The following is a 26,431-nucleotide window of genomic DNA, read 5'->3' on the forward strand; positions in this document are numbered from 1 at the left end:
TCAGGACATCGCGACGTCGTCGAACCAGACCGTGCCGGTGTTGTCGCCCGACTTCAGGTGCAGCTGGACACCCGCCGCACCGGGCGGGGCGACCGTCTCGACGAACAGTTTCGTCCAGGTCGTGGTGCCGGTCGGCAGCCGGTTCGAGTTGTGCTGGCTGATCCAGCGGCCCTCGGCGTCGAACCAGCTCAACGTGATCTCGGTGATCCCGGTCGCGGCGGTGCCCCGGGCGTACGCCTCGGCCCGCCACCGGTGACCGGCCTGCACCGGCGTGATCGGTGACGTGACGAGCGACGGCAGGCCCGCCGCGGTTCGGGTGGTGCCGGTGAACCGGGCCGCCGCCTTTCCGGTCCGGGCGACCCCGGTGGTGATCCGGGCACCGCCGGCCGCGGGCAGGTTCTGCCGCCACGGCGAATCGCGGGCCGCGGATTCGAAGCTCAGGTTGAGCACCGTGTTCTGGGTGGTCCCGGTGGTCCAGGCGTTCCTCACCACACTGGCCGCCGCCTTCGGGGTGCCGTCGGTGCGGTGCAGGCCGAACTTGTACTGGGCCGGTTTCGCGGACACCGCCGAATGCTCCGGGATCGCCCCCGGCAGGAAGTCGGTGAACGTCCACGGCGACACCGAGCCGACACCTGCCTCCCGGGCCGCGCGGAACACCCGGGCCAGGAACGCCGCCTGCTCACCTTCAGTGTCGACGGCGCTGCTCAGGCCGGTCTCGCCGATCACGATCGGCGACGGGGACACCGCGGCCTGCGCTTTGCGGATCTCCGCCAGCGACCGTTCCGAGCTGCCGTAGAAGTGGAAGTCGTAGTAGTCCAGCGGGGTGCCGGTCAACGCCTTCTTGATCTTGGCCATGCCGGGGGCGCCGGTCGTGCCGTCCACCGACAGGGTCAGCGGCATCGCCGGGGCGGCCGCCCGGACCGCCGGGATCAGCTTGCGCACCCACGCCACGGCCGCGGTGTCGTCCGGCTGGAACTCGTTCTTCAACTCGACCGCGATCACCCGGGGATCGTTGACGTACGGCGCGAGCACCGTCTTCGCCCAGGTGATGCTGCGGGTGGTCTCGGTGTAGCCGTCCCACCAGTCGAACAGGGTCAGCTTCACGGTCATCCGGTTCTTCGCGGCGATGCCGACGAAGGTGCTCAGGCGCTCGGCGTACAGACTCAGGGGTTTGGGGTAACCGAAAGCCTGCGGGAAGACGATGACCCGCACGTTGTTCGCGCCCAGCGCGGCCGCCTTGGCCAGGTCGGCCTCGATCCGCGGCGCGTCGAACTCGGTCCACATCGACGACCAGGCGGCGTTCGACGGGTAGTAGTTGAGGCTCTTCGCCACGCGCACCGACGCGAGCCGCCCGGCCAGCGTCGGCAGGACCGCCGACGATAGACCGGTCACCGCGTCGGCCGAGGCCGGCACCGACGGAACGGCCACGCCTAGAGTGAGCGCGGACGCCAGGACGGCCGCGCGGAATCGAGCGCTGCGCATGGAGGAATAGGCCCCTTCTCGCGGATGCGGAATGGCCTACTGATCGGCGTGATTCCACGCCGGTGGCAGAGCTTGGAGAGGGCAGAGGCGTTGCGGTTCGGTCGCTGGTTGCGATCCGGATCGGAGGGTTGCGGTCTCGGTCGTCAGGCGCCGGTTGCCATCCGGATCAGCGCGTTGCCGCCCAGGAGTACGACGTCCGCCCCGGCGATGAACGCCATGCCGCGCTTGAGCAGCTGCTCGGCGAGCTCCGGATCGCCGGCCCGGAAACCGCGGACGACCAGGATGATGCCGCAGATCACCAGCGGAATCCCACCGACCAGCAGCAGACCGACCTGCCAGGGCGTGTCGCCGCCGGCCACCAACAGCCCCACCAGCACGGTCGGCAGAATGCCGAAGAACAGCACGGCGAGGACGGCGTACCAGCGCAGCGGCGTAATCGGGTTGCTCACGGCGGAGATCGTATCCGGAGGGCCCATCACCCAGATCGGGAACATCGGCGGCTCCTGGGCCAGGGTCACGGCGCCGTCGACGGCGTCCTTCACCAACTGCGCAATCGCGCCTCACCCGGCCGGCACATCGAACCGGAACCGGATCGGGCGCTGTAGTCAGCATCGTAGTCCGGCTGTCACGGGGAGGTTCGGTCATGGCCGACGAGATGCGGGGTGTGGTGTTCGGCGGGCCGCTCGAACGGCTCCGGCAGGCGGCCCGGGTCGACCTGCCACGGCTGGCCGACGAGTACGCCCAGATCCGCAACGCATGCGAGACCACCAAGGGCTACGACGATCGGATGGACCGTCCGGCGTATTTCGGGTCACCCGCGCTCAAAGGGGTCTGGGTCCAGCTGCGGGACGTCCTGTGGTCGGCCGCCGGGGAAACCGGCAAGAACCTGTGGGAACTGTCGCTGGGGCTGGACGCGGCGGTCAACCGGTTCGCCTATGAGGACACCGTCGCGGGCGACGAGATGCGCAGGATCCAGGGCCGACTGCAGAGTGATCGGTCGCCCGCCAACGACGAATGGACGGTCGGCTACGACAGCGGCCCGTACCCGGAATAGGAGTCGTGTGATGGCGGAGTTCCCGCAGAGTCTCGAACTGGCGATCAGCAGCCTCGTCAACACGCTCGTCTACCGGATCATGACGCGGGAGGGCGACAGCGACGCTCTCGAAGAGTTCGTCGCGGTCACCGGAGTTCCCTACGTCACCGACGTCACGGTCCGGAACTATGCCGACCAGAAGGCCAAGGAGATCTGGGGCCCCTACATGGAGCTTCCGCCACCCTCGTCGTTCGATCCGGCGATCGAGGCGCTGGCCGACGCGCAGCCGGTACCTCGATCGGTGGGGTGGGATGGTGTTCCTTCAGGCCAACACCATTGCCCTGCTCTGGCTGGTGTTGCAGGGATATCAGGAGCAGGTGCGGCAGGCGCAGAACGACGTGGTGAAGCTCGTCAACCTCGCTGAGGAGGTGATCGACGCCTACGACCCCTCGTCTCTGTGCGGCTCGACCGACAGCAAGAACCTGACCTTCAACATCGCCATCGGTGTGCTGGGTGTCCTGTCCGCGGGAGCCGGCGCCGCCGGAATGGCCGTGGCCTCCGTCGTCGCCGCGGTCGGTGGCGCCGTCCTCGGCGTGGCCAAGGACGCCTACGAGCCGGCTGCCCCTCGGGATGCGGACATCGGGGGCGACAGCATGGCTGCGATCTGGCAGAGCATCCTGACTGCGACCGAGAAGCTGCGCCTGCAGTTCGAGGCGTCGGAGCGGGAACTGCACGACATCATCGCCGGCTTCCACGCCGGTGTCGTCAACGGGAACATCCGGCTCGGCAAGGCCGGCGACGGCTGGAAGGTGAACATACCGGCGATGGAGGCGTTCCGGTCGGCGGCGCTGGGCGCCGGCACGACGAGGCTGGACCGGCCGTTGATGGGTTCGGACAACCCGGACCCGGCGCATTCCCCGGATTTCTGAGTCACATCGGAGGTGAACACGATGGCCGCCATCGCGGAGGATCTCAGGGCGATAGTCGTCACAGCGACCTCACCCGACGGACGAATCGAAGGGCTTGTGGAATCGCTGGAGCGACGTTGATGGCGGTGGCCTATCAGAAAGCACGGCGGGCAGTCATGCTACAGCGAACTGCGGCCGCCGTTCTCGTCCCGGCATCGGGAATACCTGCGGCGCGGCCCGGAGATCACCGCGCACGGCAGCTCGCGTGACCAGGAGATCCAGGTGACGGCCGTCGGTCTGATGGACTTCCACCTGCGCATCGCGCCCGAGGTGCTGGACCGGCGTGACGAGCGGGGTTTTCTCCAGCTCGCCGACGCCGCGATGAGTGACCTCCGGGCGGACCATCGGCGGGCGAACACGGCGCTGCGCCACGAGTTGTACCTGACATACAAGGACAGGGAATGGTGAAGATCCGGCGCCTGCTCTCCGCTGTGCTCGGGATGGTCGTGACCGCCGCCGTGGTCGCCGGCTGTACGAGACCACCCGGCGACGGCCCGCCCGCGCCGTCGCCGAGCGCCGACTCCTCGCTGCTGCAGGACGACCTCGTCGACGGGATCACCGTCGAGGATCGGGGCTTCTCCACCTTCCCGGTTCCGGGTGGCAGTGACACCGGCCGCGTCATCAGCACGGCTGCGGTTCTCCGGAACACCACCGACCAGCCGATGCGGATCCACGTCCGGTACCGATTCGTCGACAGCGCCGGTCACGGATGGCGGTCCGCCGAGCTCAACGACTGGGCCGGGGTGGTCAGCGCGGGCTGGGTCTATCTGCCGCCCGGGCAGTCGGTCGAACTCGGCGACGGCGAACAGATCGACGCGGGCGAGGCGGGCCGGGTCGCGCGGATCGTGCTGTACCTGATCGGGGAGAGCCCGGCGCGAGAACGCTCGGTGCTGCTGCGGGCGAAGATCGACAAGCTGCTGCCCCGGCCGGCCGTCAACGGCGGGTGGGACTACGTGTCGTTCGATGTGGACAACACCTGGGGGCGGATCAAGGAACCGAACTATGTGCTGGTGTTCCGTTCGCCGGAGGGGCGCCTGATCGGTGGCTGGTTCGTCGACCGGGCGCACTGGGTCGACATCGAGAAGTCGCTGCCGGCGGGGGAGACCGACGAGTACCGCGACGGCACCAGCCGGCACACCCTCCCGGTGCTGCTGCCGCCGGACGTCAGACCGGCCGACGTGACCATGTATCTGTGGCCGTGACGTCGGCCTGGGTCGGGAACACCTTGCCGACCAGGACCTCGTGGACGGCCGGGTCGTTGTCGAGGCAGGCGTCGGCGAGGACGGTCAGCCGGTAGTCGAGGTCGGCCGCCTGCCGCACCGTCGACAACACCACGCCGCTGGTCGCGATCCCGGCCAGCACCAGGTGGTCGATCCGCTGGGCGCGCAGCAGCAGGTCCAGGTCGCTGCCGGCGAACGCGGACACCCGCCGCTTGGTGACCACCGGCTCGGTCGGCAGCGGCGACACCGCGGGGTGGAACTCGGTGCCGGTGGCCGGCAGGTCACGGCCGGCGAGCCCGCCGAACATCCGGTTGGCCGGGTCGACCTCGGGCGCACCGGCCCGGAAACCCACCCCGACGAAGATCACCGGCAGGGCGGCGGTACGGGCGACGTCGACCGCGGTACGCAGCCGGGGCAGATATCCGGGGTCCGGGTAGCGGGCCACGACGGCGGGCTGGACGTCCATCACGAGCAGGGCGGTACGGCTCAACGCTGATCCATTTCGGTAGGGAGGACGGCCCGGTCGGCCGGAACTCCGGGGGTGGCGGCCCGGTCGGCCGGAACTCCGGGGGTGGCGGCCCGGTCGGCCGGAACTCCGGGGGTGGCGGCCCGGTCGGCCGGGACTCCAGGGGTGGCGGCCCAGTTGGCCAGGAACTGCAGGGCCGCCGCGGACGGGCTGCCGGGGTCGGCCGTCCCGGCGTGCAGCCGCAGGCCGGGATGGGAGAGCAGGGCCATCGACTCGAACCGCACGGTCAGCCGCCCCGCCACGGGATGGTGAAAGAGCTTCAGACCGGACCGGCGATGGCGTACGTCGTACAGCCGCCAGAGTGAGCGGAAGGCCTCGCTCGCCGTGAGAAGCTCGCTGACCAGGGCGGACAGGTGTTGATCGTCCGGGCGTCGCCCGGTGGCCGTGCGCAGCACCGCCACCGCGTCGTGGGTCATCTCCACCCATTCCGGGAAGAGGTCGCGGGCCGCCGGGTCCCGGAACAGGAACCGGGCCTGGTTGACCGGCTGGTGCGGGCCGGCGAAGAGCGGCGCGAACAGTGCCCGGCCGAGCGGGTTGACGGCGAGCACGTCGAGCCGGGTGTTGCCGACGTAGGCCGGACCGGCCGTCATGGCGTCCAGCAGGTGCTGCACGTTGGGCCGCAGCTCACCGGTCTCGCGGGCCGGGCGGGCGCGCATGTTCGCGGCGTGGACCAGGTCGAACAGATGCTCGCGTTCGGCGTCGTCCAGGTGCAGCGCCCGGGCCACCGCGCTGAGGACGTCGTCGGAGTAGCCGCGGGTGTTGCCCCGTTCCAGGCGGGTGTAGTACTCGACGCTGACCCCGGCCAGTTGCGCGACCTCCTCGCGCCGCAGCCCGGCGACCCGGCGTTCGCCGTGGCGGGGGAGTCCGACCCGCTCCGGCGACAGGCGTGCCCGGCGCGACAGCAGGAAGTCCCGGATCTCGTCTTTGACGCTCACCGCCCGACCATAGAACGCGCTGGTCACCGCCTGGGAGGAACAGACAGTGCCTGGCAGGTTGGGGGGTGTCCGCCCCGCACGGGGATTCGGGGCGGACCAGTCGAGCATCCTCCGGTCCGGCCACCACGGACGGTAGGCACACGGTGCGTTTTCGCTGGCCGAACAGCCGATCGCCGTCTCCGGACGGCTCGGTGCGGCCGTCAGGTGGTGGCACGCACGACGACTGTCGACGGAGCCGGTGGCACTTCGTCGGTGGGCAGGCCGAGCACGGCGCGGGCGGCGCGGCGGCCGAAACCGGCGGCGTCGATGTGGACGGTGGTCAGGGCCGGACGCCACAGGCCGCCGTATCCGGTGTCGTCGAAACCGATCACCGCGAGGTCGTGGGGTGCACTGAGGCCGGCGTCGGCCATGGCGCTGAGCAGGGTGAGCGCCACCGCGTCATCGAAGGCGGCGACCGCCGTGACGGCACCACGCCGGCCGAGGTCGAACGGCTCCGGCGGGGGCAGCCCGCGGGTCGCGGCGACCGCGCGGGCCTGGTCCAGTCGCAGCCGGGCGATCCGCTGGAGCCGGGGATCGGCGGGCATGGCGAAGCCGATGCACGTGTGCCCGAGGGCTGCCAGGTGGTCGATCTGGGTGGCGGTGTGCGCGGCCAGCCCGTCGATCCAGCCGCCGTCGAGCAGGTCCGGCTCCGGTGTCGCGTAGAGCAGGGCCAGGTCGATGACGCCGCGCGGATCGGCGGTCCGCACCGCCTGCCGCAGGGACTCCGGATCGGTCGGCCCGTGCCGGACCAGCAGCGTGAACCCGTGACCGATGAGCTCACCGTCGAGGCCGTCGATGAAGCTGCGCAGACTGCCGGCGACCGGGAGCTGTCCCGCGTTCAGCAGGACGAGCCGGGAGCTGCCCTCCCGCAGTGCGCGGGCGCTGCCGTGCGGCACGTAGCCCAGCTCGGCGGCGGCCCGGCGGACCCGCTCCTGGGTGGCGGGCGGGATCGTCTGCCCGGTCACCCGGTTGAGGACGAAACTCGCGGTGGTCGGCGAGACGCCGCTGGCGGCGGCGACGTCTTTCAAGGTCACTCGGGTACGCGGCACGACATCCCCCTTCCGACCGATACCCTACCGGTCAACTAAAGCGATTTAGTGGTGCTCATGAAGACAGTGATGGTGACCGCCCCGGGCCGGACCGAGATCGTCGACGCGCCCGAGCCCGAGGTCGGCCCGACCGACGTCCTGGTGCGCATCCGGGCCTGCGGGATCTGCGGTTCCGACGGCCTCTACATCTCGGTCGGCGGCATCCCGCCCCGGCAGGGCGCCACCCCACTCGGCCACGAGCCGGCCGGTGAGATCGCCGCGGTCGGCGCCGACGTGACCGGCCTGGCGATCGGCGACCACGTGGTACTGAATCCGATGGCGTCCGCCGACGGGATCATCGGCAGCGGCGGCGCGCAGGGCGGGCTCTCCGAGTTCGTGCTGATCCGGGACGCGCAGCTCGGCACGCATCTGGTGACCGTGCCCGAGCACATCCCGTTCGAGGTGGCCGCCCTCAACGAGCCGATGGCCGTGGCCACCCACGCCGTCAACCGTCTCGAGCCACAGGCCGGCCAGACCGCCGTCGTGTTCGGTGCCGGCCCGATCGGCCTGGGCGCGGTGATCGGTCTCAAACTCCGCGGGGTCGCCCACGTGGTGGTGGTCGACGTGGTGCCGAACCGGCTGGCCAAGGCACTGAAGGTGGGTGCCGACGCGGTGATCGACTCGGCCGCGGAGGATGTCGCGGCCCGGCTGCTGGACCTGCACGGCGAGGCGCCCCGCTACTTCGGCCGGCACGGCCGACCCGCCACCGACCTCTACCTGGACGCGGCCGGGGTGCCGGCGGTCATCGAGACGGTGCTGGCCACCGCCCGGCACGGGGCCCGGTTCAGCATCGTGGCGGTGCACAAGAAGCCGGTCGAGGTCGACTTCGGGGCGCTGCTGACCAGCGAACTCACCATCGCGCTGGCGATGGGCTACCCGACCGAGATCTTCGAGGTCACCAAGGACCTGGTCGAGCACTGGGAGCGGTACGCCCTGATCGTCAGCGACGTGCTTCCGTACACCGAGGTGGAACGGGCCCTGACGCTGGCCGCCACGCCGGGCGCCGCCGACAAGGTGGTGGTGACCCTGCCCTGAGCGCCGGGTGGGTCTGCCGGTCCTGGTCAGGGCAGGGCCGATCAGCGCCGTCCGCACGGGCGGTCGGGGCGGTTGCATGGTGTCCGAGCAAAGGAGAACACCATGACCGTCAACTCCCCGCAGCCGCTGCTGGGCCGTTCCGCGTTGATCACCGGCGCGTCCAGCGGGATCGGCGCCGCCACCGCCGAACTGCTCGCCGCCCGGGGCGCCCGGGTGGCGCTGCTGGCCCGACGCAAGGACCGCCTCGACGAACTGACCGGCCGGATCACCGCGGCCGGTGGCACGGCGCTCGCGGTGCCCGTCGACGTCACCGACGGCAGCGCGCTCGGGGCTGCCGTGTCCCAGGTCGCCGAGGTGTTCGGTGGCGTGGACCTGGTCGTCGCCAACGCCGGGATCATGCTGCCCGCGCCGATCGAGGAGCAGCGCGCCGACCAGTGGCAGACCCAGATCGACCTGAACGTGACGGCCGCCGTGCACACCGTCGGCGCGGTGACACCGCTGCTCGTGGCGGCGGCCGCCGGTGGGCGTACCGCCGATCTGTTCACCACGTCGTCGATCGCGGCGCAGAACATCTTCCCGACGTTCGCCGTCTACTCGGCGACGAAGGCGTTCATCACCCACCTGTCCCGGCATCTGCGCGCCGAACTGGGTGGAAAGGACGTGCGGGTGTCGGCGATCGAGCCCGGCATCGTCGGCACCGAGTTGCAGAGCCACGTCACCGACCAGGGCGCCCGCGACTGGCTGGCCGGTGCGGCCGCGTCGGTGGAGTTCCTCACCCCGCAGGACGTGGCCGAGGTGATCGCGTTCGCCGCGGCCCTGCCCCGGCGGGTCAACCTGCAGCAGGTCACGATCATGCCGACCCGGCAGGCCGCCTGATCGGTCGGGTGGGTCCGGCGGTACCAGTCAGCGGTGCCGCCGGGCCCGCCCGGCGCGGGAGACTGGGACCGTGCAGAAGAACCTCGAACTCAAGGACTTCCTGCGGACCCGCCGGGCCCGGCTCACCCCGCAGGACGCGGGGATCACCGACGCCTTTCCCGGGCGGCGGGTGCCGGGGCTGCGGCGGGAGGAGATCGCCGCGCTCGCCGGGGTGAGCGTCGACTACTACGTACGGCTGGAGCAGGGCCGTGACCTCAACCCGTCGAATACCGTGATCGAGGCGATCGCCCGGGCGCTGCGGCTCGACGACACCGAGCGGGCGCACCTGTTCGACCTGGTCCAGGCCCGGACCGGCCGGTCGGCGGCCCGGCCGCAGCGGGTGCGCCCGGGGATGTACCAGATGCTGGAGACGCTCGACGACGCGGCGTCGCCGGCGTTCGTGCTGGGCCGGCGGATGGATCTGCTCGCCGCCAATCGGATGGCCCGTGCCCTGATCTGCGACTTCAACCTGCTGCCGGCGGCGCAGCGCAACAAGGTCCGGTTCATGTTCCTCGACCCGCGGGCCCGCGACCTCTACGTGCAGTGGGCCAAGGTGGCCGCCGAGACGGTCGCGGTGCTGCGGGTGGAGGCCGGGCGGTATCCGGACGACCCGCGGCTGGCCGCACTGATCGAGGAGCTGTCGGTGAAGTCCGCGGAGTTCCGCCGCTGGTGGTCCGACCATCAGGTGCTGGTCCGCACGTCGGGCAGCAAGCTCTACCGGCATCCGGTGGTCGGTGAGCTGACCATCGACTTCCAGGCGCTGCAGCTGCCCGAGGACCCGGACCAGACGCTGTTCGTCTACACGGCGCGGTCCGGGTCCCCGTCGCATGCGGCGTTGCGGCTGCTGGCCAGCTGGAACGCTCAGGAGACGGGTGCCGGAGGGGCGGGTGCGTGGTCGCGGGCCCCGTCGACCGGGCTCGCGTAGAACGGCTCCGGCCCGGGTCGTCTCCTCACGAGAGGCTGCCGGGTCCGATCCGTCCCCGGCACGGCGGTGCCGGGGACGTGACCCGCGATCAGGCGCGGTCGGTCAGGCCGCTTCCGGCGATCGCCGGAAGGTAGCCGCGGGCCTGGCCGGTCGCGGTCGGGTGCAGCACCCGGTTGTCGCGCAGGCCCTCCAGGCCGACCAGCCACGGCTTCCGGCTGCACAGCCCGTGACGGGCGAAGCCCGGCTCGACGTCGACGTAGCGGACCCGGTTGCGGGCGGCTGCCGCGGCGATGGCGGCGTTCAGGCGGGTGACCACCTGGTTGGCGCGGGTACGCAGGCGGGCGGCCACCGGCACGCCCGGGCACTGCCGGCTCCGCGCGAACGGCAGCGGGTACCCGGTGATGACCACGCGGGCCTCGGGCGCGGCGGTGGTGACCGCGTGCAGCATGCGGTTCAGGTCACGCGGCAGCGCGGCGGTCAGCCTCCGGTCCAGCGCCAGAGCGTCGTTCTGGCAGGCCACCGCCGCGAACCGGTTGATGCACGTGGTCAGCAGCTGCTTGACCTGGAGGTCGTTGGCGCCGGCCGTGACGGTGACCAGCTGGGTCCGCCGGCTGAGCGCGGACGCCTGCCGGATCACGTCGGCGGTGGTCGCGCCGGCGCAGGCGGCGTTGCGCATCGAGATGCCGCCGTGCGCCTCGCGCGCGAGCAGGGCCGGGTAACCGGCCGAGGTCCGACCGCACGGGTCGTTCGTCGGTTCGGCGCCGAACCCGGCGGCGTAGGAGTCGCCGAGCGCGACGTACTGGAGCGGGGTCGGCGCGACGGCCACGGCCACGGCGGTCGCGGGGGCGGCCCAGGCGGTGGCGGTCAGCGCGACCGTCGCGCAGACGGCGACGACACGTTGGTAGATCGCGGTGGGATAGGGCATTGCGGTTCTCCGTCTTCGATGCGGTGGGTTGCGCGGTGAACCGGGGAGGGCTCACAATCGGACAAACGCCACAAACACCAAAAAAGTCACCCTATTGGAGGCCGGAGCGTACCGAGGTGATGCGCTGAGTGTTGAACCCGAGCCAGTGCATCCGGCCCACGTAACGGGCGTGCTCGACCTTGAGGCAGCGGTCCATGATCACGGTCAGCCCGCCCCGCTCGGCGATGTCCGCGCCCTCCTGGTCGATCACCCCGAACTGGGTCCACAACGCCGTCGCCCCGGCCGTCACCGCGTCGGTGGCGATCTGCGGCAGCGCGGCCGGCGCCCGGAACACGTTCACCACGTCGATCGGGACCGGCACGTCGGCCAGCGACGGATACGACACCTCGCCGAGGATCGACGTCTCCCGCGGATTGACCGGGATCACCCGATAGCCGTGCCGCTTCATGTAGTAGCCGACGAAGTAGCTGGCCCGCAGCTCGTTGCCGGACAGCCCGACGATCGCGATCGTCTTCGCCGAGTTGAGCACCCGCTGGATGGTCAGCGCGTCCTGGTAGCTCATGCCGTCACCCCCTCGAAGGCCCGCGTCAGGTCCCAGATCAGATCGTCCACGCTCTCCGTGCCGACCGACAGCCGGACCGTGCCCGGCCCGACCCCGGCCGCCCGCAACTCGTCGTCGCTGAGCTGCCGGTGCGTGGTGCTCGCCGGGTGGATGATCAGGCTCTTCGCGTCACCGACGTTCGCCAGATGCGACCACAGCCGCACACCGCGGATCAGGTCCTGCCCGCCGTCGCGGCCGCCGGCCACGTCGAAGGAGAACACCGCGCCCGGGCCGAGCGGCAGATACTTCTCCACCAGCGGCCGGTACCGGCTGTCCGGCAGCCCGGCGTAGGTGATGTTCGAGGCCAGCGGATGCCCGGCCAGGAACGAGGCGATCCGCCGGGCGTTGGCCACGTGCCGGTCCATCCGCAGTGACAGCGTCTCCAGGCCCTGCAGGAACAGGAACGCGTTGAACGGCGACAGTGCCCCGCCCAGGTCGCGCAGTGTCTCCGCGCGCAGTTTCATCAGATAACCGTAGGTCCCGAACGTCTCATGGAACTTCAGGCCGTGGTACGCCGGAGACGGCTCCGCCACCACCGGGAACCGCCCGTTCGACCAGTCGAACGTGCCGGCCTCCACGACTACGCCGCCGATGCTGGTCCCGTGCCCGCCGATGAACTTCGTGGCCGAGTGCACCACGATGTCGGCGCCCCACTCGATCGGCCGGCACAGATACGGCGTGGCGAACGTGTTGTCCACGATCAGCGGCAGCTCGTGTTCGTGCGCGATCCCGGCGATCGTCTCGATGTCGAGCACGTTCCCGCCCGGGTTGCCGATCGTCTCGCCGAAGAACGCCTTGGTGTTCTCCCGCACCGCCTTGCCCCACGCCGAGACGTCGTCCGGATCCACCCACGACAGCTCGACGTTCATCTTGCGCAGCAGGTGTTTGAGCTGGTTGACGGTGCCGCCGTAGAGCGCCTGCGACGCGACTACGTGGTCACCCGGCTCCAGCAGCGTGAACAGGGCCGCCGCCTGGGCCGCGATCCCGCTGGCGAACGCGACCGCCCCGCTGCCGCCCTCCAGGTTGGCCACCCGCTCCTCGAAGACCGCGGTCGTCGGATTCATGATCCGGGAGTACGTGTTCCCGTACTCCTGAAGGTTGAAGTAGGCCGCGGCCGACTCCGGATCCTCGAACACGTAGCTGGTGGTCTGGAAGATCGGCACCGCCCGGGCGCCGGTGTTCGGGTCGGGCCGCTGCCCGGCGTGCAGCTGCCGGGTCTCGAACCCGAACTCGTGCGGCACTTCTTCTCTGCTCACTCGGTGCCCTCCTGAAGGAACCGCCTGACGATGGGTGTCTGCCGGGCCTCTTCCAGCAGGAAACAATCGTGCCCGTACGGCGCGTCGATGACGTGGTTCTCCACACTCTTGCCGAGTTTCGTCAGCGTGTCGGCGATCTCCTGGGACGCGGCCGGCGGGTAGAGCCAGTCCGAGCTGAACGAGATCAGCAGCGTGCGGGCCCGCACCCCGTCCAGTGGCCCCAGCTCGAAATAGGTCAGAGCCCGGGAGAGGTAGAGATAGGTGTTCGCGTCGAACCGCCTGACGAACGCAGCCGCCTGATGCCGCAGGTAGCTCTCCACCTCGAACTCGGGCTCGGTGATCGTGTAGTTGAGCCCGTCCCGTAGACGCCGCCCGAACTTCTCGGCGAGCCCCGGTGCGGACAGGTAGGTGATGTGCCCGACCATCCGGGCCACCCCCATCCCGGCGTCCGGGGTGCGGCCGGTCCCGTAGTAGCGGCCGCCCTGCCAGTCCGGGTCCCGCATGATCGACTCGCGGGCGATCGCGTTCCAGGCCACCCCCTGCGGCTGCAGCGCGTGGGTGGAGGCGATCACCACGATCGAGTCGACCTGAGTCGGATACCGGACCGCCCATTCGAGTGCCTGCATCCCGCCGAGGGAGCCGCCGGCCACCGCGGCGAGCCGCTCGATGCCGAGCTCGTCGAGGAACGCGCGCTCACACCGGACCATGTCGGCCACCGTGATCACCGGGAAGTCCGGCCCGTACCGCTCACCCGTCGCCGGGTCGATCGAGGACGGTCCGGTGGTGCCCCGGCAGCCGCCCAGCAGATTCGTCGACACCACGAAATACCGGTCCGTGTCGAACGCCTTGCCCGGCCCGATCATGCCGTCCCACCAGCCCAGACCCTTGGCGTAACCCTCCCGGGTGCCCTCCTCGGGCGGCGTCGCGGCGATCCCGGCGGCGTGCGCGTCACCGGAGAGCGCATGGCACACCAGGATCACGTTGTCCCGATCGGGGGACAGCGTTCCGTATGTCTCGTAGGCGACCCGGACCCCGGTAAGGTCCCGTCCGCAGTCCAGTGGCAGCGGGCGGGGGAGGTCGAGGAAACGGGTCTCGACGACTCCGACACTTTTCACGGCCTCCAACGCTAGGCGTGCACAAGATCATTGTCTAGTGTCCCGATGGGTGTTGTAGATCAAGGCTTCACCAGGGAGGATCCAGCCATGACCGTCACCGATAACGGAGTCAACGTCCAGGCGCTGCTCGACGCGCGCGAAGCCCTCAAGGGCGCACCAGAGGCCGCCCGGTTCACCTGGCGGGCCACCTCGAAGTGGGACCGGGGCGTGCACAGCACCACCACCATCGAGAACTTCTACGGCCTCGGCGCCGAGCAGTCGCACAAGGCGAAGACCGAGTTCGCCGCCGACCACCCCGAGGTGTTCGCCGCCGAGGACAACGGCATCACCCCGATCGAGTACCTGCTGGTCGGCCTGGCCGGCTGCCTCACCGCGGGCGTCGCGTCGGTCGCCCAGAACCGGGGGATCCAGCTGCGCTCGGTGACCGCCGTCGTCGAGGGCAACCACGACATCCGCGGCATCCTCGGCGACCCCGACGTCCGCAACGGCTTCAACGACATCAAGGTCACCTTCGACATCGACGCCGACGCCTCCAAGGCGGACATCGAGGCGATCGTGGCCCAGTCACAGAAGCGGTCGGCGGTCTTCGACGCGCTCACCAACCCGACCGACGTGACGGTAGAGGTCGCCTGACCTTGGGCGACAGCGTCACCACGGTCGTCGTCGGCGCGGGGCACGCCGGGCTGGCGGCCAGCCACTTCCTGCGCGAGCGGGGCGTCGACCACGTCGTTCTGGAACGGGGGCAGGTCGGCAACTCGTGGCGCACCGAGCGTTGGGACTCGCTGCGGCTGCTCACCCCCAACTGGCTGAGCCGGCTGCCCGGACAGGACTACGACGGCGACGACCCGGACGGGTACATGACGATGGCCGAGGTGGTCGCGTTCATCGAGCGCTTCGCCGCCGGGGCGCCCGTCCGGACCGGGGTGAACGTGACGTCGGTACGGCGTACCGACGAAGGTTTCGCCGTCGATGATCTGCGCTGCCGGTCGGTGGTGATCGCCAGCGGCGCGTGCAACGTGCCGGTCGTGCCCGACTTCGGGGACCTCGGCGTCCATCAGGTCACGCCGTTCGACTACCACAATCCCGACAAGCTGCCGGACGGCGGTGTGCTCGTCGTCGGCGCCTCGGCCACCGGCGTGCAACTCGCCGCCGAGTTGCGGGCGGCCGGGCGGCACGTGGTGCTCTCGGTGGGGGAGCACACCCGGATGCCGCGTCGGCACCGCGACCGCGACGTGCTGTGGTGGATGCACGAGACCGGGCTGTGGGCGCAGCGCTACGACGAGGTGGACGACCTCGACCGGGCCCGGCGGCTGCCGTCGCCGCAGCTCGCCGGTGGCCTCGAGGTCGACCTCAACACGCTGACCGACGCCGGGGTGGAGCTGGTCGGACGGCTGGCCACGGTCCGCGACGGGGTGGCGCTGTTCTCCGGCGGGCTGCGCAACGTGTGCTCGCTCGCCGACCTGAAGGCGAACCGGATGCTGGCCGGCTTCGACGAGTGGGCCGGGCTGACCGATCGGGTTCCGCTGGAGCCGACCCGAGTTCCGGCGAAGCCTCGGCTACGCCTCGACCTGGGCGGCGGCGAGATCGGCACGATCGTGTGGGCGACCGGCTTCCGGCCCGACTACTCCTGGCTGGACCTGCCGGTCCTCGACGACCGGGGCCGGTTGCGCCACGACGGCGGCGTGACCGACATCCCCGGGCTGTACGCCCTGGGTCTGCCGGTGCTACGCCGCCGTCGGTCGACCTTCCTGCACGGGATCGAGGACGACGCCCGCTACGTCGTCGATCACCTGATCCGTACGTCGCGCGGCACCTTCGACCAGTCGGTGTCCGAGGCCAGGTAGAAGCTCGGGTAGGACGGCTGGTTGTAGGTGGTCTGCTGGCGGGCCACCTCGACCCGGTACTGCGGGTCCTGCATGAGCGTGTACAGCTTGTGGTTCGTCACCTCGGTGCTCAGGTAGATCCGGATCGCCGAGCTGTCCGCCGTCCGCACCAGCAGCTCCTCCCGCCAGTCACCGAGGACGTCGGCGACCAGGCTCGGGTTGCCCTTCGTGCCGTTGTTCGTGCGGGTCCCGTCGGCGGTCAGCAGCCGCCCCCGGGTCCAGTCGTCGATCGTCGGCGTCACCTCCTGCGCGCCGTTGACGATCTGGGTGGTCAGGTCGGCCGCCCACCGGATGCTCGCGTTGGTGCCGGGGATCGTGCCGGTCAACACCTCGCCGGTGGCGCTGTGCAGGCCGAGCGCCTCGGAACCGCCGGGCATGCTCGCCCACGACTCGACACCCCGGGTGCCCGGGAGCACGTCACCGACCATGCCCCGGCCGGTGTCGCGGCCCGAGTACGTCCCGAACAGCACCTCGCCGGTCTTCGCGTCGCGCATCGCCATGCCGTACGGGGCCGAGGTGGCACCCTCGTGCACGGTGAAGATCTCCAGGCCCGGCCGGTCCGGGTCGATGTCGGTCACGTGCATGGCGTCGCCGTGCCCGAGCCGGGCCTGCGTCACACCGTCCGGCAGCGTGTCGAACGAGGAGTACAGCACGTCACCGTCGTCGTCGATGGTGGCCGAGCCGTAGACGATCTCCTGCCTGCCGTCCTGATCGACATCCGCCGCGCTCAGCGAGTGGAAGCCCTGAGTGGTGATCTTCCCGTACTTCGCCGACGTGCCGTCCCGCCCGTGCGGGGAGTCGTTGAACGGGTTCGTCATCGGCGTCCAGCCCGAATCCACGTACCAGTCCTCGACCAGCTTGCGGCCGGTCCAGCGGTAGCTGACCAGCGTCGTGCGGGTGTAGTAGCCCCGGGCGAACACCGCCGACGGATGCCTGCCGTCCAGGTACGCCACCCCGGCCAGGAACCGGTCGACCCGGTTGGCCGGCTCGATCCGGGGCATCGCGTAGTCGCCCCACATCAGACCGTCGTCGTGACGGCCCGGCTTGTACTCGATCGTCTGCAGCTCACGACCGGTCGCCCCGTCGAACACCGTCAGATATTCGGGGCCGTCGACGATGAAACCCTCGAACGCGCGCAGGTTGTTGCGGGTGCTGCGGGACGGGGCGTACACGTCCATGAAGTAGTCGGTCAGCTTCTCGGCGTCGGCCCGGCTCAGCGGGTACCGATACTGCGGAGCGATGCCGAACGCCTGCTCCAGCGTCGCGGGCCAGTGCCCGGCGACCACCTCCGGGTGCCGGTCCCAGCCGAGGAACATCTGCACGACGTGTTCGTAGTAGCCGGCCGCGCTCAGCCGGTAGTCCTCGGTCGGAGCGTGCCCCGGTGTGGTGATGAACCGCTCGCGACCGTTACGGATCGTCTTCGTGCCGGGAGCGGTCTTCATCATCATCTCGGAGCGGCCGTCGCCGTCGAAGTCGTAGACCAGGAACTGGGTGTAGTGCGCGCCGGCCCGGATGTTCACGCCCAGGTCGATGCGGTGCAGCAGGGTGCCGTCGGCCCGGTAGGTGTCGACGTAGACCGGCCCGGTGTACCCCACCTGGGAGACGTCCTTGGAGTTGGACGGGTCCCACTTGACGATGTATTCGTACTGCCCGTCGCCGTCCACGTCGCCGACGCTCATGTCGTTCGCCGAGTAGGTGTAGTCGGATCCGTCCGCCGGTTTCCGCAGCGGGAGCTCCGTGTAGTTCGTCGGCCACGGGGTGACCGACTCTGCTCCGCTGACCCGGTAGCGGGAGGTGGCCGTACCCTCGCGGTCCAGGAAGTTGGTGCTGTCGGTGACCGTCGCGATCCGTCTGCCATCCCGGTAGACGGTGAAGTTCGCGCCGGTCAGGCCGGTCGCCGACGAGCCGGTGGCCTCGTTCGCCAGCAGGCGCCAGCTCAGGAAGACGCCCTCGCCGGTCGTGGCCGCGACCAGGCCGCGGTCGAGGCGTTCCATCCGCGGTCCGCCGCGCGGATGCGAGGCGGCGGGCGACGCGGGCAGGGCGGCGGCCAGCACGGCGGCCGCGACGCACGCTTTCCACAATCTTCCGGTACGGGGACTCATGCTCTTCGTTCCTCCCGAGGGGATGTGCGGTAGGAAAGCGCTTTCCAGGGAGTCTGCAATGGAGCATCGGAAGCCGTCAACGTTTCCGGCCAGTAAAGTCATGGATCGTTTCAGTAGGTCTGGTCACAGGTCCTCCATGATCAACTTGGAACAGTTCAATGCTCACGCGGCGACGCGCCGAAAGACGTGCTCGACTGTGGGACATCAGGTGGTTTCAATGGATTTCGACCGGCGAACCAGCCGGACCGCCTCGAACCCGCCGGAGCAAACGTGACCTCCACACCGTCACCCGTGATCCATCCGGCCTGGTTGCCGGCGGAGGCGTTCCGCGCCCTGGGCTCCCGCCGCGTCCGGGTCGACACCGCCGGCGATGCCGGACTTCTCGTCGGCACCGTCCTCGCCGAGGTGTCCCGGGCCTGCGCCCGCTTCGGTGGAAGCGTCCAGCCGCCGGAGGCCCCCGCCGACCTCGTCCTCACCCTCGCTCCGCGATCTCGGGGAGACGCGGCACGCCATGGTGGCCCTCGACCGGATCGAGACCTCGACGGCTTCCGGATCGGGCGGCGGGGTGCGTCGACGGTCGTGACCGGGGACGGCCCGGCCGGACTGTTCTACGGCCTGTTCGAGGTGGTCCGCCGGGGCGAGGCCGCCTTCGACCCGGGGCTCGCCGACGAACGACACGAACCCGCGTTCGGCCTCCGCGTCCTGGACCACTGGGACAACGTCTTCGTGCACCGGGTGATGGGCCAGGTCGAACGGGGCTACGCCGGTGGCTCGCTCTTCTGGGACGACGGCCGCCTGCGCGACGACCTCACCCGGGTCGGCGATTACGCACGGTTGCTGGCGGCCTCCGGCATCAACGCGGTCACCGTCAACAACGTCAACGTCCACGCGGGCGAGACCCACCTGCTCACCGACCGGCTCGGCGAGGTCGCCACGATCGCCTCAACCCTGCGGCCGTACGGGATCCGCCTGCACCTGTCGATCAATTTCGCCGCGCCCGTCATCCTGGGTGACCTGCCGACCGCCGACCCGCTCGACCCGGACGTCCGCCGCTGGTGGTCGGACACCACCGAGCGGGTGTTCGAGACCATCCCCGATTTCGGCGGCTACCTGGTGAAAGCCGACTCCGAGGGCCGGCCCGGCCCGTTCAGCTACGGCCGTACCCACGCCGACGGCGCCAACATGCTCGCCGACGCTCTGGCCCCGTACGATGCCCCGGTCCGGTGGCGGGCGTTCGTCTACAACCACCGGCAGGACTGGCGGGACCGTTCCACCGATCGGGCCCGCGCCGCGTACGACCACTTCGCGCCGCTCGACGGGCGGTTCCGGGACAACGTGATCCTGCAGGTCAAGCACGGCCCGATGGACTTCCAGACCCGCGAGCCGGTGTCCCCGGTCCTGCTCGCCATGTCCGACACCCGCCTGGCGGTCGAGCTGCAGGTCACCCAGGAGTACACCGGCCAGCAGAAACACGTCTGCTACCTGCCCCCGATGTGGAGTTCGGTGCTCGGCTTCCAGCCGACCGGCGACGACGGCCCGACCCTGGCGACACGACTGTCCGGCGGTGTCCTGTCGGCGGTCGCCAACGTCGGTGACGACCCGTTCTGGACCGGGCACCCGCTGGCGCAGGCCAACCTCTACGCGGTCGGCCGCCTCGGCTGGACGCCCGGCCGTGACCCGGCGGAGATCCTCGACGAGTGGATCGGCCTGACGTTCCCGGGCACCCCGCGGCACCTCCTACACGCGTTGATGGACGACTCCTGGGAGACGTACGAGCAGTACACCGCCCCGCTCGGAGTCGGTTTCATGGTCCGGCCCGGCCACCACTACGGCCCGGACGTGGACGGCTACGAGTACACCCCGTGGGGCACCTACCACTTCGCCGATCGTGACGGTCTAGGCGTCGACCGGACCGTCGCCACCGGAACCGGTTACACCGCCCAGTACCCCCGCCCGTGGTCGGAGCGCTACGAGCACCCGGACACCTGCCCCGACGAACTGCTGCTCTTCTTCCACCACGTCCCCTACACCCATGTGCTGCACAGCGGCTCGACGGTGATCCAGCACATCTACGACACCCGTTTCGCCGGCGCGCAGCGGGTCGCCGAGATGCAGGCCGCCTGGGCACAGGCGGCGGAACTGGTCGACCCGGCCGTCCACACGCGGGTCACCGAGCGCCTGGCCGAGCAGCGCCGCAGCGCCGAGGAGTGGCGCGACCAGCTCAACACCTACTTCCACCGCAAGTCCGGCATCCCCGACGCCAAAGGCCGCCCGATCCACTGAGTCTCGGCGTCAACGGACCGAAGGCATGCAGTGATGCCGATAGAGTTCACCCGCGGATACGGAGGTCGCGGTGAAGCGGTACGGCTCGGTGTGGCTGGCGATGCTGCTGCTGGTCGCTGGGCTGGTCTGGCTGCTCAACCGTCTCGCGCCGGCGCTCGATCTGACCGGCGTCCTGCGTGACTGGTGGCCGCTCGCGATGATCGCCGTCGGCCTCGGTGGCGCCTGGAACCTGCGGGAGCCGCTCGGCCCGGCCAAGGGCCCGGCGATCTTCGCGCTGCTCGGGATCGCCATCCTGCTGGTGATCCACAATCCGGTTCCGGAGGACTGGCGTCCGGCCCTGCCACCGCTGGGCCTGTGTGCTCTCGGGGTGGCGATCCTGGTCGGCCGGGTGATGAGCGCGGTCGCCAGCCCGCCCCGGACCCTCGAACGTGTCCTGCTGATCGGACTCGGCCGCCGCCTCGAATGGCCGGTCGCCACCCCGTCGATCCTCGACGTCCGCGCCCTGGCCGGCGGCTCGATCATCACCATCCCGGCCGGATCGGCCCGCGCCGCGCGGATGGAGATCACCGCGCTGCTGTCCGACGTCGAGGTGGTCGTGCCGGCCGGGTGGGCGGTCTTCGTCGAACCGGACGGCGGTGCCCGCCGCGCACCGGGTGTTCCGGCGGCCGCCGACGCGGCGACGGCCGACCTGGAGATCCAGTCCCAGCGGTTCCTCGGCCAGGTGGTGGTCCGGGCGGCTACGTGATCCGCAGATGGTGGTCGCTGTCCGTCGTCTGATACTGAACGTTCTCCGGGATCCCGGCCCAGAGCAGCAGCAGTCTCTCGTTGACGATCCGCTCCGCGTCGGTGTCGGCGGGCGGCTGGACCCGCATCTCCTGCAGCAGGTGCAGGCGGTAAACGTCGATCGCCGCGGTGACCGCGATGCCGTAGACGCCGGCCGCGCCCAGAGCGCTGCGATAGGCGAACCAGGAGAGCGCCGCCGACAGTGCCGGCACCCACCACCAGGCCGGGTGCTGCGCGAGAAGGACGGCCAGGGCCACGGCGCCGACGGCCCAGGCGATGGTCAGGCGGGATGCGACGTCGAGTTGATCCCGATGCCTGTCGACAGAGCCGCGGACCTGCTCCGGCAGCACGTGGTGGAGCCGCGGCCACCAGGGCACGGCCTCCAGGCCGTAGCCTTTCCCGGCTCGGTCCTCGAAGGCTCGTAACCGGTTTCCGAGCGCGGTGGGAAGCAACCGGCCGGGCTCCGGGGGATACCGCTCGTCCAGCTGAACAGCCGCGAGATGGCGCAACGCCGGATCCGCGGACCTCTCGGCAAGGAAGCGCAGCCGGGTGAACCTCCGCATCTGAGACCGGAGCCCGGCCGCATGGATCCGGCCGAGCGCTCCGGTTCTCGGCCAGTACCCCTCCAGGAACCGGATCGATGCCAATTCCAAGGGCTCGGCCAGCAGGGCGATGACCACCGTCGCGGCGAGCGCCCCAGCGGCTCCGGCCCAGCCGAACTCGCGGGCGTTGTCGAGCAGCACCTGCCGCTGAGGAGCCTCGCCCGGAGCTCCGGCCAGCACCGCGGTCCCGACCGTGAGCAGCACCGCGGCGACCGGGATGACATTGACGACCTTGAACCGGAACGGGAAGTCGACCGAGGCGAGGTCCGCACCGGGCATGTCAGCCTCCACCGTGTTGGGCGCAGCGCAAGCGGGACAGGGTGTTCTCTTCGCGGGCGTACCGGAAGGACGGCAGGCGCTTGCCGCACGTCTGACAATCCGGAGTTATCTCCATGCCACTGGTGGCGAACTTCCGCAATCCGCGCGGATGCCGACGGCAGGACCGGGTGTCTGTCCTGCTGTTGAGGAACTCGGCCCAGCCGCAACCCGATCCGGTGCACACCGCCAGAAGACCCGGGCCGATTCCGGGCAGGGCGCCGGTGGCCAGGATGACCAGGCCGAAGGCGGCCGCCATCGTCAGGCGGGACCAACTCGACCTGCCGCGCACGCCGTCTCCCCGAGGCTGAGGGTGATCCGGACGCTACTTGCCGGTGCAGCCGGACGGCATCGATCGATCGACCAGAATGTCAGAGGGCCGGAGTCAGCGCCTTCGATGGTAATCCGGTCGAGCCGGGCCGAAGGTACTTTCCCGGAGACCGCGGACACGGCCCTGTCGCAGAGGATCATCGCTGCTCTAGGCTGCGTCGATGTCTGCTCGTGCCGCCCGGCTGTCGGCGGTTCCGTTCGTGTTGCTCGCGTTCGTGCTGCGTTTCGTCGAGAGTCTCTGGCTGCAACCACTAACCTGGCGCTTCGAGTCGGACGCGGCGGGGTTCCTCGCCGCGATCCTGATGTGGACCACCACTCTCGGCGTGCCGCTCGGCATTTTTCTGCTGGTCACCCGGAAGGCCCGCAAACGGCCGGTGGCCTGGGACATCGGCGCCACGGGCCGCCGTTTCACGGCGGAGCCGGCGGTGGCGGGTACGGGTGTGCGGGCGGTGTTCATCGGGTGGCTCGCCGGAGGCCTCGTCCCGACCGAGCGGGTGCCAGGCGAGGAGCGCAAGCGGATCGCGGAACTCGGTTCGTTCACCACCGTCATGACCGTGCTGGCGGTGGTGTTCCTGCTGGTGGCGATCTGGCTGGTGGTGGGCCGGTGGCCCTGGCTGGCGCTCGACCGTGAGGCCGTGACGTTCCGACGGGTGTTCCGGACGACCCGGACCCCTTGGGATGATCTCCCGGCCGACCTGGTGGACCTGAAGATCCCCGGCCCGGGCCTGCACATCGACCCGAGGTTCCTGGGCTTCTCGATACACACCTACCAGCACGAACCGGCCCGGCGTGAGGAGATCGGCACCGAAGCCGAGGCGACCCGCCTGGCCCTCGCCCACCAGCCGTAGCGCAGGAGGTCGGCGGCGGCGGGCCGGGGAGCGTGGTCCTTCTAACGTGAGATCGTGAGCGAGAAGCTGCCCCAGGCCTATCAGCCGCCGCCGAGCGCCCCGGCCGACGCGTCCGAGCCGTCCCTCGTCCCGCCCGACGATCCCACACCCGTCCCCGACGATCCGGCGCCCGTCGCACCGCGTCGCCGGAGCCGGACCGGTCTGCTCGTGGCGTTCGGGCTGGTCCTGCTGGCCGGGGCCGTGGTCTGGGCGATCGCCCGACCCGCACCGGAGCGGGCCCCCAGGTCGACGTCGGCCCCCGCGGCCGCCGCGCCCGCGGCCGCGACCACCCCGGTGCAGAGGCTCGACGCCCTGCCCGGCAGCGCCGAACGGACCCGCCGCTGGCGGTTCACCGAGGGCGCCCCGACGTCGATCTACTTCGCGAACGACACCGATCAGAAGGTCACCGTCCACCGGCTCGCCGGCGACGAGGAGCGGATCCGGTACGCCGAGATCGAACCGGGACACGGCTACCACCAGGACACGTACGCCGGTCACATCTGGGTGATCGCCGGACCCGGCGGGGAGGCCGTGGCCGTCTTCCAGGCGGAGGAGACGCCCGGGCTGGCCGAGATCGAATAGATCGCGACCCCGTTGGGGCCGAGGGTGCGGACCGGATGGCCGGACAGCAGGTCGACGCCGGCGCAGGCCGGTGGGAGCTCGACGGGTGCCGCGCCGTGGTTGAGGACGAACAGGAGACGGTCGCCGTCCGGGGTGACGCGGACGGCGGTCTCCACGTCCGGCAGGTCGGCGCACGGGCCGAGCAGCCCGTGTCGGGACAGCACCTCACGGATCACCGCGGAGACTCCGGCGTCGTCGAGCGCGGCCCCCACATACCAGGCATGGCCGGCGCCCCACTCGTTGCGGGTGACGGCCGCCGTACCGGCGTAGAAGTCCGTCCGGTAGGTCCCGACGACGTCGGCGCCCTCCGGGATGACCAGCTCGAACAGTAACCGGGACTCGAACGTCGAGCCGTTGATCGTCACCGGGTTGACGTAGGAGGCTTCGCGGGCGTCCCACTCGTCGACCCGTATCCCGAGAAGTGGGGACAGCGGTTCGGTCCGGAACGCGTTGTCGTCCTCGTCGACCCGTCCGGACAGGAACGTGGTGAGCACCGTCCCGCCGCGGAAGGCGACCGCGGCGAGCCGATCCGCGAGACCGTTCTTGATCATATGGAGGGCGGGCGCCACCACCACGTCGTAGTCGTCCAGCGGGGCGGTCACCGGGATCACGTCGAGGTCGGCGCCGAGCTGCCACAGTGCCCGGTGGTAGGCGGTGACCACGTCGAGATAGCGGACGAGACGGGTCGGCCCGTCCGAGATCTCCAGCGCCCACCAGCTGTCCCAGTCGAACAGCAGCGCCACCCGCGCCGGTGTCCGTGCACCGAGCGTGACCGGCCCGAGTGCCGACAACTCGGCGCCGAGGTCGGCGACCTCCCGGAACACCCGGGTGTCGGAGCGGCCGCTGTGACCGATCACCGCGCCGTGGTACTTCTCGCTGGCCCCGCGACCGGCTCGCATCTGGAAGAACAGCACCGCGTCGGCTCCGTGGGCGACCGCCTGCCAGCTCCACAACCGCATCACGCCGGGCCGTTTGAGCGGGTTGACGTCACGGCACGCGGTCACGCTGGGTGTCTGCTCCATGAGCCAGAACGGCTGCCCGCCCTTGAGTCCGCGCATCAGATCATGGGCGAGCGCCATCCGGGCCGCCGACCTGTCGTCGGGCGGATAATTGTCCCAGGAGACGAAGTCGAGGTCGGCCGCCCACCGGTGGTAGTCGATCGGCCGGTAGAGCCCCATGAAATTGGTGGTGACGGGCGTGTCCGGATCCGACTGCCGGATCGCCGCCTTCTCGTCCCGGTAGTTCGCCAGCATCGCGTCCGACATGAACCGCAGATAGTCGAGGGTGATCCCCTGGAAGGCGGTGTGATCGGGCCCGCGCCAGTGCTCGGTGAGCGCCGACGGCGGTTCGATCTCGTCCCAGTCGGTGAACGTGTGTGACCAGAACGTGGTGTACCAGGCGGCGTTGAGGGCGGACAGCGAGCCGTACCGCGCGCGCAACCACTCCCGGAAACCGGCCGCGCAGAGGTCGCAGTAGCAGGCTCCGCCGTACTCGTTGCCGACGTGCCACGCGACGATCGCCGGATTTCCGGCGTATCGCCGAGCGATCCGGCGGGCCACCTCGACCGAGAAACGCCGGAAGTCCGGCGAACTCGGGCACGAGTTGTGCCGCTGCCCGAACCGGTGCTTCCGCCCCTCGAAATCGGTCCGGGTCACCGACGGATGGGCGCGGGCCATCCAGGCCGGATGCGCCCCGGTGCCGGTGGCCAGGCAGATCCGCCGGCCCGCGGCCGCCGCCCGCTCGATGATCGCGTCCAGGGTGCTGAAGTCGTAGACGTCCGGGCCGGGCTGCGTCAGCGCCCACGTGAACACACCCACGGTGAGCGTGTCGATGTGCGCGGCGTCGAACAGCCGATGATCCTCCTCCCACACGTCCTTCGGCCACTGCTCCGGGTTGTAGTCGCCGCCGTACCGGATCTTCACGCCACGAACTCCTTCCGGACCACCTCGACCAGCGGCCGGGCATTGCTCAGCAGCATCAGGACCAGCAGCGACATGGCCAGCGCAAGCGCGGCCTCGGACCACAGCCAGACCACGGCGAGAGCGACCACGATCAGGCAGGCGTTACTCACCGTCACCCCGAAAGAGCGGATCAGGAGGTACGCCGAAAGCCGCGCCACATCCCGGAAACGGAACACGAACAGTGACGTGACGACGAGAGCGTTGAGCATCCACAGCGTCGCCCCGGCGATCACGATCAGCTGCGGGACCCCGGGATCGACCAGGTTCGGGGTGACCACCAGCAGCCACAGCCCCCACACCTTCAGCGCACCCACCGCGTTCAGCCGATAGCCGCGGACGAACGCCGTACCCGGATGAAGATCGGTCAGGTCGAGCCGCCGCCGGTCCAGCGCGTAGATCGCCGCCGACAGCGCCGGCCCGGCCGGGAGCCCGCCGAGTGCCGCGAGCGGCAGGTTCGACACGTCCCGCTCGAGGAACACCAGCAGGACCAGTCCCGGCCCGGCCGTCACCAGGACCAGTAGTTGGACGGCGAGCAGGGTGTAGATCAACGCGGCCGCCCGGGACAGCAGCCCGGTCCCGAACCGTTCCCCGAGCATGGTGG

The 26,431-nt window shown here is 70.4% G+C and carries 28 protein-coding genes; 14 read left to right on the forward strand and 14 right to left on the reverse strand.

Features of this window, described 5'->3' with window-relative positions:
* A complete protein-coding gene (locus Q0Z83_RS08235) occupies nt 1-1,482 on the reverse strand; it encodes a cellulase family glycosylhydrolase (RefSeq protein WP_317793217.1) in 1,482 nt (493 codons plus the stop codon).
* Nucleotides 1,483-1,625: 143 nt separating this feature from the next.
* Nucleotides 1,626-1,931 (reverse strand): hypothetical protein, encoded by a 306-nt coding sequence (locus tag Q0Z83_RS08240; RefSeq protein ID WP_317793218.1) that lies wholly within the window; start codon nt 1,929-1,931, stop codon nt 1,626-1,628.
* A gap of 194 nt (nt 1,932-2,125) precedes the next feature.
* Between Q0Z83_RS08240 and Q0Z83_RS08245 the strand changes: the two genes are divergently transcribed.
* The 5 genes from Q0Z83_RS08245 (at nt 2,126) to Q0Z83_RS08265 (ending at nt 4,685) form a co-directional block, all read left to right on the forward strand.
* Nucleotides 2,126-2,536 (forward strand): hypothetical protein, encoded by a 411-nt coding sequence (locus tag Q0Z83_RS08245; protein WP_317793219.1) that lies wholly within the window; start codon nt 2,126-2,128, stop codon nt 2,534-2,536.
* 10 nt (nt 2,537-2,546) lie between these two features.
* The gene (locus Q0Z83_RS08250) at nt 2,547-2,939 is read left to right on the forward strand and encodes a hypothetical protein (protein ID WP_317793220.1); all 393 of its coding nucleotides are present in this window, start codon (nt 2,547-2,549) and stop codon (nt 2,937-2,939) included.
* Nucleotides 2,827-3,444, forward strand: a complete 618-nt coding sequence (locus Q0Z83_RS08255) for a hypothetical protein (protein ID WP_317793221.1) — start codon at nt 2,827-2,829, stop codon at nt 3,442-3,444. The genes Q0Z83_RS08250 and Q0Z83_RS08255 overlap by 113 nt, the downstream gene beginning before the upstream one ends.
* A gap of 261 nt (nt 3,445-3,705) precedes the next feature.
* Nucleotides 3,706-3,891: a hypothetical protein gene (locus tag Q0Z83_RS08260; RefSeq protein ID WP_317793222.1), complete on the forward strand. Its 186-nt coding sequence runs from the start codon at nt 3,706-3,708 to the stop codon at nt 3,889-3,891.
* Complete coding sequence (locus tag Q0Z83_RS08265; RefSeq protein WP_317793223.1) at nt 3,885-4,685, forward strand: hypothetical protein; 801 nt, start codon at nt 3,885-3,887, stop codon at nt 4,683-4,685. Before Q0Z83_RS08260 ends, Q0Z83_RS08265 begins: the two co-directional genes overlap by 7 nt.
* Here Q0Z83_RS08265 and Q0Z83_RS08270 read toward each other — a convergent pair.
* The 3 genes from Q0Z83_RS08270 to Q0Z83_RS08280 form a co-directional block, all read right to left on the reverse strand.
* Entirely contained in the window at nt 4,648-5,193 is a 546-nt protein-coding gene (locus Q0Z83_RS08270) for a cysteine hydrolase family protein (protein ID WP_317793224.1), read from the reverse strand. The genes Q0Z83_RS08265 and Q0Z83_RS08270 overlap by 38 nt on opposite strands.
* Nucleotides 5,190-6,164, reverse strand: coding sequence for a helix-turn-helix domain-containing protein (locus Q0Z83_RS08275; RefSeq protein WP_317793225.1), 975 nt, complete (start codon nt 6,162-6,164; stop codon nt 5,190-5,192). Before Q0Z83_RS08275 ends, Q0Z83_RS08270 begins: the two co-directional genes overlap by 4 nt.
* A gap of 200 nt (nt 6,165-6,364) precedes the next feature.
* Nucleotides 6,365-7,252, reverse strand: coding sequence for a LacI family DNA-binding transcriptional regulator (locus Q0Z83_RS08280; RefSeq protein WP_317793226.1), 888 nt, complete (start codon nt 7,250-7,252; stop codon nt 6,365-6,367).
* 57 nt (nt 7,253-7,309) lie between these two features.
* Here Q0Z83_RS08280 and Q0Z83_RS08285 point away from each other — a divergent pair, with 57 nt between their 5' ends.
* From Q0Z83_RS08285 to Q0Z83_RS08295, 3 genes are all read left to right on the forward strand, one after another.
* On the forward strand, nt 7,310-8,326 hold the full coding sequence (locus Q0Z83_RS08285; protein ID WP_317793227.1) for a zinc-dependent alcohol dehydrogenase: 1,017 nt from the start codon (nt 7,310-7,312) through the stop codon (nt 8,324-8,326).
* 102 nt (nt 8,327-8,428) lie between these two features.
* Nucleotides 8,429-9,202, forward strand: a complete 774-nt coding sequence (locus Q0Z83_RS08290; RefSeq protein WP_317793228.1) for an SDR family oxidoreductase — start codon at nt 8,429-8,431, stop codon at nt 9,200-9,202.
* A 70-nt stretch (nt 9,203-9,272) separates the two neighbouring features.
* Nucleotides 9,273-10,166, forward strand: a complete 894-nt coding sequence (locus Q0Z83_RS08295; protein ID WP_317793229.1) for a helix-turn-helix transcriptional regulator — start codon at nt 9,273-9,275, stop codon at nt 10,164-10,166.
* Nucleotides 10,167-10,254: 88 nt separating this feature from the next.
* On the opposite strand, the gene Q0Z83_RS08300 is transcribed toward Q0Z83_RS08295, so the two are convergent.
* The 4 genes from Q0Z83_RS08300 to metX all read right to left on the reverse strand — a co-directional run bounded on the left by Q0Z83_RS08300 (nt 10,255) and on the right by metX (nt 14,063).
* Nucleotides 10,255-11,091, reverse strand: coding sequence for an SGNH/GDSL hydrolase family protein (locus Q0Z83_RS08300; protein WP_317793230.1), 837 nt, complete (start codon nt 11,089-11,091; stop codon nt 10,255-10,257).
* 91 nt (nt 11,092-11,182) lie between these two features.
* A complete protein-coding gene (locus Q0Z83_RS08305; protein ID WP_317793231.1) occupies nt 11,183-11,653 on the reverse strand; it encodes a CoA-binding protein in 471 nt (156 codons plus the stop codon).
* Nucleotides 11,650-12,948, reverse strand: coding sequence for an O-acetylhomoserine aminocarboxypropyltransferase/cysteine synthase family protein (locus Q0Z83_RS08310; protein WP_317793232.1), 1,299 nt, complete (start codon nt 12,946-12,948; stop codon nt 11,650-11,652). The genes Q0Z83_RS08305 and Q0Z83_RS08310 overlap by 4 nt, the downstream gene beginning before the upstream one ends.
* Nucleotides 12,945-14,063: a homoserine O-acetyltransferase MetX gene (gene metX / locus Q0Z83_RS08315; RefSeq protein ID WP_317793233.1), complete on the reverse strand. Its 1,119-nt coding sequence runs from the start codon at nt 14,061-14,063 to the stop codon at nt 12,945-12,947. The genes Q0Z83_RS08310 and metX overlap by 4 nt, the downstream gene beginning before the upstream one ends.
* An 87-nt stretch (nt 14,064-14,150) precedes the next feature.
* Here metX and Q0Z83_RS08320 point away from each other — a divergent pair, with 87 nt between their 5' ends.
* Both Q0Z83_RS08320 and Q0Z83_RS08325 read left to right on the forward strand, forming a co-directional pair.
* Nucleotides 14,151-14,696 carry an OsmC family protein gene (locus Q0Z83_RS08320; RefSeq protein WP_317793234.1) on the forward strand — a complete coding sequence of 182 codons (546 nt, stop codon included), beginning with the start codon at nt 14,151-14,153 and terminating at the stop codon, nt 14,694-14,696.
* A gap of 2 nt (nt 14,697-14,698) precedes the next feature.
* Nucleotides 14,699-15,907, forward strand: coding sequence for an NAD(P)-binding domain-containing protein (locus Q0Z83_RS08325; RefSeq protein WP_317793235.1), 1,209 nt, complete (start codon nt 14,699-14,701; stop codon nt 15,905-15,907).
* On the opposite strand, the gene Q0Z83_RS08330 is transcribed toward Q0Z83_RS08325, so the two are convergent.
* Entirely contained in the window at nt 15,850-18,048 is a 2,199-nt protein-coding gene (locus Q0Z83_RS08330) for a rhamnogalacturonan lyase (protein WP_317793236.1), read from the reverse strand. The two genes, Q0Z83_RS08325 and Q0Z83_RS08330, sit on opposite strands and share 58 nt — an antisense overlap.
* Nucleotides 18,049-18,318: 270 nt before the next feature.
* Here Q0Z83_RS08330 and Q0Z83_RS08335 point away from each other — a divergent pair, with 270 nt between their 5' ends.
* Both Q0Z83_RS08335 and Q0Z83_RS08340 read left to right on the forward strand, forming a co-directional pair.
* Complete coding sequence (locus tag Q0Z83_RS08335; RefSeq protein WP_317793237.1) at nt 18,319-20,331, forward strand: alpha-glucuronidase; 2,013 nt, start codon at nt 18,319-18,321, stop codon at nt 20,329-20,331.
* Nucleotides 20,332-20,401: 70 nt separating this feature from the next.
* Entirely contained in the window at nt 20,402-21,076 is a 675-nt protein-coding gene (locus Q0Z83_RS08340; RefSeq protein WP_317793238.1) for a LiaF transmembrane domain-containing protein, read from the forward strand.
* Here the strand turns inward: Q0Z83_RS08340 and Q0Z83_RS08345 are convergent.
* Both Q0Z83_RS08345 and Q0Z83_RS08350 read right to left on the reverse strand, forming a co-directional pair.
* The gene (locus tag Q0Z83_RS08345; RefSeq protein ID WP_317793239.1) at nt 21,069-21,995 is read right to left on the reverse strand and encodes a hypothetical protein; all 927 of its coding nucleotides are present in this window, start codon (nt 21,993-21,995) and stop codon (nt 21,069-21,071) included. The two genes, Q0Z83_RS08340 and Q0Z83_RS08345, sit on opposite strands and share 8 nt — an antisense overlap.
* A 1-nt stretch (nt 21,996) precedes the next feature.
* Nucleotides 21,997-22,323 carry a hypothetical protein gene (locus tag Q0Z83_RS08350; protein WP_317793240.1) on the reverse strand — a complete coding sequence of 109 codons (327 nt, stop codon included), beginning with the start codon at nt 22,321-22,323 and terminating at the stop codon, nt 21,997-21,999.
* Between the two features lie 199 nt (nt 22,324-22,522).
* Here Q0Z83_RS08350 and Q0Z83_RS08355 point away from each other — a divergent pair, with 199 nt between their 5' ends.
* Together Q0Z83_RS08355 and Q0Z83_RS08360 are read left to right on the forward strand one after the other, a co-directional pair.
* Entirely contained in the window at nt 22,523-23,209 is a 687-nt protein-coding gene (locus Q0Z83_RS08355) for a hypothetical protein (protein WP_317793241.1), read from the forward strand.
* A 54-nt stretch (nt 23,210-23,263) separates the two neighbouring features.
* Entirely contained in the window at nt 23,264-23,830 is a 567-nt protein-coding gene (locus tag Q0Z83_RS08360; protein ID WP_317793242.1) for a hypothetical protein, read from the forward strand.
* Here the strand turns inward: Q0Z83_RS08360 and Q0Z83_RS08365 are convergent.
* Both Q0Z83_RS08365 and Q0Z83_RS08370 read right to left on the reverse strand, forming a co-directional pair.
* Complete coding sequence (locus Q0Z83_RS08365; protein WP_317793243.1) at nt 23,743-25,791, reverse strand: beta-galactosidase; 2,049 nt, start codon at nt 25,789-25,791, stop codon at nt 23,743-23,745. The genes Q0Z83_RS08360 and Q0Z83_RS08365 overlap by 88 nt on opposite strands.
* A complete protein-coding gene (locus tag Q0Z83_RS08370; RefSeq protein ID WP_317797053.1) occupies nt 25,788-26,426 on the reverse strand; it encodes a hypothetical protein in 639 nt (212 codons plus the stop codon). Before Q0Z83_RS08370 ends, Q0Z83_RS08365 begins: the two co-directional genes overlap by 4 nt.
* Nucleotides 26,427-26,431 lie beyond the last annotated feature (5 nt).

Origin of the sequence: Actinoplanes sichuanensis (genome assembly GCF_033097365.1) — a bacterium.
In the GTDB taxonomy this organism is placed as follows: Bacteria; Actinomycetota; Actinomycetes; order Mycobacteriales; family Micromonosporaceae; genus Actinoplanes; species Actinoplanes sichuanensis.

What these genes read in the sequence shown, in the direction of transcription:
- Q0Z83_RS08235 (WP_317793217.1), bottom strand. Translation starts at nt 1,482, where the DNA reads ATGCGCAGCGCTCGATTCCGCGCGGCCGTCCTGGCGTCCGCGCTCACT.
- Q0Z83_RS08245 (WP_317793219.1), top strand. Translation starts at nt 2,126, where the DNA reads ATGGCCGACGAGATGCGGGGTGTGGTGTTCGGCGGGCCGCTCGAACGG.
- Q0Z83_RS08250 (WP_317793220.1), top strand. Translation starts at nt 2,547, where the DNA reads ATGGCGGAGTTCCCGCAGAGTCTCGAACTGGCGATCAGCAGCCTCGTC.
- Q0Z83_RS08255 (WP_317793221.1), top strand. Translation starts at nt 2,827, where the DNA reads ATGGTGTTCCTTCAGGCCAACACCATTGCCCTGCTCTGGCTGGTGTTG.
- Q0Z83_RS08265 (WP_317793223.1), top strand. Translation starts at nt 3,885, where the DNA reads ATGGTGAAGATCCGGCGCCTGCTCTCCGCTGTGCTCGGGATGGTCGTG.
- Q0Z83_RS08285 (WP_317793227.1), top strand. Translation starts at nt 7,310, where the DNA reads ATGAAGACAGTGATGGTGACCGCCCCGGGCCGGACCGAGATCGTCGAC.
- Q0Z83_RS08290 (WP_317793228.1), top strand. Translation starts at nt 8,429, where the DNA reads ATGACCGTCAACTCCCCGCAGCCGCTGCTGGGCCGTTCCGCGTTGATC.
- Q0Z83_RS08300 (WP_317793230.1), bottom strand. Translation starts at nt 11,091, where the DNA reads ATGCCCTATCCCACCGCGATCTACCAACGTGTCGTCGCCGTCTGCGCG.
- Q0Z83_RS08305 (WP_317793231.1), bottom strand. Translation starts at nt 11,653, where the DNA reads ATGAGCTACCAGGACGCGCTGACCATCCAGCGGGTGCTCAACTCGGCG.
- Q0Z83_RS08320 (WP_317793234.1), top strand. Translation starts at nt 14,151, where the DNA reads ATGACCGTCACCGATAACGGAGTCAACGTCCAGGCGCTGCTCGACGCG.
- Q0Z83_RS08330 (WP_317793236.1), bottom strand. Translation starts at nt 18,048, where the DNA reads ATGAGTCCCCGTACCGGAAGATTGTGGAAAGCGTGCGTCGCGGCCGCC.
- Q0Z83_RS08345 (WP_317793239.1), bottom strand. Translation starts at nt 21,995, where the DNA reads ATGCCCGGTGCGGACCTCGCCTCGGTCGACTTCCCGTTCCGGTTCAAG.
- Q0Z83_RS08355 (WP_317793241.1), top strand. Translation starts at nt 22,523, where the DNA reads ATGTCTGCTCGTGCCGCCCGGCTGTCGGCGGTTCCGTTCGTGTTGCTC.
- Q0Z83_RS08370 (WP_317797053.1), bottom strand. Translation starts at nt 26,426, where the DNA reads ATGCTCGGGGAACGGTTCGGGACCGGGCTGCTGTCCCGGGCGGCCGCG.